The 3,811-nt window shown below is 58.9% G+C and carries 1 protein-coding gene; it reads left to right on the forward strand.

All coding sequences use genetic code 11. The features are described 5' to 3' along the window. Positions 1-796 precede the first annotated feature (796 nt). A partial coding sequence (locus JWQ24_RS27960) for a T6SS effector BTH_I2691 family protein (RefSeq protein WP_299815697.1) occupies positions 797-3,811 on the forward strand: 3,015 nt, incomplete at its 3' end.

The raw sequence follows: 3,811 nt of genomic DNA on the forward strand, positions 1-3,811 counted from the left end.
GCGAGGGTGCACCTGCCGCCCGAGCAACGCGACTAGACACTCCGCACCGTCGGAATCCAGATCAGAAAAATCCAAATCCCTCACCGGCGTGGCCGAACGTTACCGGAAGCTCGGACGATATGACTCCGTTTCCACACGACGCTTCGATACTGATTCTTGCTCCCCAGATCGGGCAGGATGCGTTGGGAATACTGAGACGAAAAAGTCATTCCAGCTTGTGCTGGAATCGCTTTTTTCTTTGATCACGCACTGTTGCCGTGAGCGTTGTATCAAGCACGCTTTCGACTAATCGTCCCGGCGGGTGGTCGCACCTGTGATGTCGCGATCTATCGAAACGTTCGTGTTGCCGAACCCGAAATTTCCGTGCTGCGGGCAATGGGTCCGGTCTTTCTACATCAGCCTTCGCTCTTGGACGCTCACCCACCGGATCTAGTCTGTTTGAGACAAATCCTATTTCATGGATTTCTGCTGCAAAAACCTTTCCTTCCCTCACAAGTTCAACGACTATCCACACGTTTGTTTGCATATCGAAATAGTTTGGATGTGCGTTTCGTATGTTGCTGCAACGCACGCCATCCAAACGCACCCCGCAAGACGGCCGATTGCAGTACGCCGAACTTATCGCGCGTTGTGGTTCGGCGTTCCGGGATCACCCTCACCTTGTGGATTGCTTTGCTGGACGCGACTCGGCTAACGAATGGGGAATACGCTGCACTTTCGCAGCATACCATCGATCGTAATCCGAGCGTCGTATGGAAGAGATCCAAAAACACATTGATCCTCGGGGACAAGTTTTATGGCTGTAGGACCAGAACCGAAATGCGCCTTCTGCGACAAGGTGGGCTTGCTCTTGATGCCGGCGCGTTATGCGATTGCACCACTCACGATGGGCTTGCCGTCAATCAGCGCCCCGCTAAAAGTTGAGGACGTGGCCCAGAGCGTTGGCAAGGGCAAGAAGCAGGACGTGACGTTGCACGGCAGTGCGCAATACACAGCGCGTTTGCTGCGCAGCGGCTACCTGTACGCGTACGACGAGAAGCGCGACCGGATGGACGCTTACTGGATCACCGCGGACGGATACTACATGCGCTTTCCCGTCGAGGCCGGTGTGTCGGCGCAAGCAAAATCGGTCATCCCTTGTTCCTTTGAAGGTCACCGTGAACTGGCGGGCTGCATCGCGATTTCAGATGCGGAGAATGCAGGCGTGGTGTGGCTGGGCTATTCGGACGTGCAGTGGACAAAGACTGTGATTGACGCGCACAAGGGCGCGAAAGGCAAGCCATTGCGCCAACTCCACATGCGCGAGTTCGACGCAGGCGCGTGGGCAAAGACGCATCGAACATCAGCAGGCAATGCAGCGGCTTCGGGACGAGGAAGCACGCTGCACGCCGTACCGATGAGCGAACTGGCAAACACGGTGGGCGAATACGCGCCAAGCAAACCGGCTCACGGACCCGCATTCACTTCCCTATCCGCACCGAACTACCGGCTACACGCGGGCAAGGCCGAGGGCGTGCAATCGTCATGCAGTCGACGCAGCCCGCAACTGGTGGGTGCGATCGTGGCGTTGGACGATCCGGCGGGCGTCGCTCAGGATCTTGCCGCGTTAATTAACTGGCACAAGGAGCGCCTGCTCGACACGCGCGTCGCCAAGGACAAGTACGGTGCCGGTTACGGCAACTACGCGACGACGTATCGGAACCTGCTTGCGCTGGACAGCTCGATCAAGACCCTGCACGCATCGAATGACGAGAAGGTCAAGATGCAGGCGTTTGCAGATGCCGCCGCGCTCGCGGACTACATGAAACTGAGCTACGAGGTCGCGCGCGAACAACGCAAGCCCGACGCTCCCAAAACGCCCGACCCGGCGGACCTCGCCCGACAGCAGCAACTTGACGGGGTGATGAGAGATCCCTCGCCCGCGCGCATCCAGGCAGCTCAGGACGAGTCGTGGAAAGACTACCTGGCGCGGCTCAAGCCAACGCCTTACACGACGTGGGCCAACGAGTTCCGGGCGGCGTCGGACCAGTTGCAAAAGGAGCACATCGAAGCGCTGGCGCGGGCGCACGCTGCATGGATGCAAAGCAATCTGCTCGCCAACAAGCTTGATTGCACGCACGACGGCAAGGATGCGCTCAGTGGCGACGTCTTTGCAGAAACCTTGCAGCGCTGCATGGCCGCAACGCAGCAGATTCCTGGGTGTGCCGATGTTTATTTGCACTGGCTCAAGGGCGATATCAGCGAGAAGACGAACCTGTTGCTGCGCGCGCTGGTGCTGCGTCAGGACGAACTCATCACAGCGATGGCAGCCGCGCCCCTTGATCAGTCGAGCGTGCCGTGGCTGACACTGATGGATCAGTACACGAAGCACGTTCAGGTTCTGCTCAAGCCCGCGCTGAACGCACCGTTGAATGCGCAGGCGGCGCAGAAAGCGGCCTCACAAGCGAAGACGGACTTCGATGACGCGATCAGCGACATAAGCCGTGCCGAATCGATAGCGCCGGGCGCAGCGATGTTCACGAACAACCCGCTGCAACGTCAGGCAGACGCGGCGGAGTCGCGCATGAAGGCGGCCCAGGCGAGCGCCAGCAAGGCGAAGCAGGAGACGAACGCAAAGCTGCTGCCAGACTCGGTAGCCGCAATGTTGACTCAGATCGCCGCACCAATTGCCACGGCGTTACGTGAATTCAATGACCACGCGGCAGAAACCACGCTGGCACGCTGGATGGCGATTGTTGGCGTGACGTTGAGAACGCCCGCGGGCGTGATAAAGGTTAAAGGTCCGGTGCGAGAGACGATCGAGTTCTTGTCGAACACCTTTGTGAGCAACCTGGCCGCGGTCGCTGAGCAAAGCGGCAAGCCGCTCTCGGCGGCTCAGATCGAGCAGTTGACTACATACGCCAAACGCCAGGTGGTGGGGAGTTTCGCGGGCGGCAATATTGCTTCGTTTCAGGCTGCGGGCCTCAAGACGATGAACACGAAAATGGCGGTGTTCATCATCGACGACATGCACAAGGAACTGGCCAACATTCCAGATCCGACCAAAAAGGTAGCCTGGCTGGTAGAGCGCGTCACCACGGCCAAGACGATGCAGGAATACGGGGCGCTGAAGATCCAGCGGCGCTTACCGATGTTCGGTGCGGTGTCGGAAGGAATACTGACGGCTATCGATGTGGCGTACAAGTGCGCGGGCTACAACCAGATGTTGCGCGATGAGGCGAAGGCGCTGACGTTCCAGAAGACGTGGGAGCAGGACGTTCGAGTCACGATGGGAGGCGCGCTTTACGTGGGCGCGATGGGAACGGGATTGGGCAATGTGGTGAAAGCCTATGGCACGTGGCGCAATCTTTACGCGACCGGGATGGCCGAGCAGTTGGCGGGTAAAGAACTGGCTCAACGTGCAGGATTTGCGTTGCGCGTTGCGGGGGCGGTGACGGCAGCGGTGTCGGGCGTGGTGGCGGCGATTGATCTTGTGGATGCTAACGAGAGTCGGCTAACTGAAAAATGGGGATTAATGACTCTACAACTGGGGTCGGGTGCGGTAGGGATCACAACTGCTGGCGTTGCATTTTGGGCCTCGTTGGCCGTTGAGAACGGAGCGACCATCGTCGCCGGGCTCAGTTTGACCGGGTGGGGTGTGGTGCTCGCAGTGGCGCTGGTTGCCCTCGCCATGACGATCGATCACGTCAAGGGCGATAACTTCGCTCAGTGGCTTGAGCGTTGCTATTGGGGTGCACTGGAGTCCGGGCGCTACACAGATTCACTAATCGAACAGTCCGACTTCAACAATCGATGGCGGGCAGCTAATGTT

The organism is Tardiphaga sp., assembly GCF_028290495.1.
GTDB lineage: Bacteria > Pseudomonadota > Alphaproteobacteria > Rhizobiales > Xanthobacteraceae > Tardiphaga.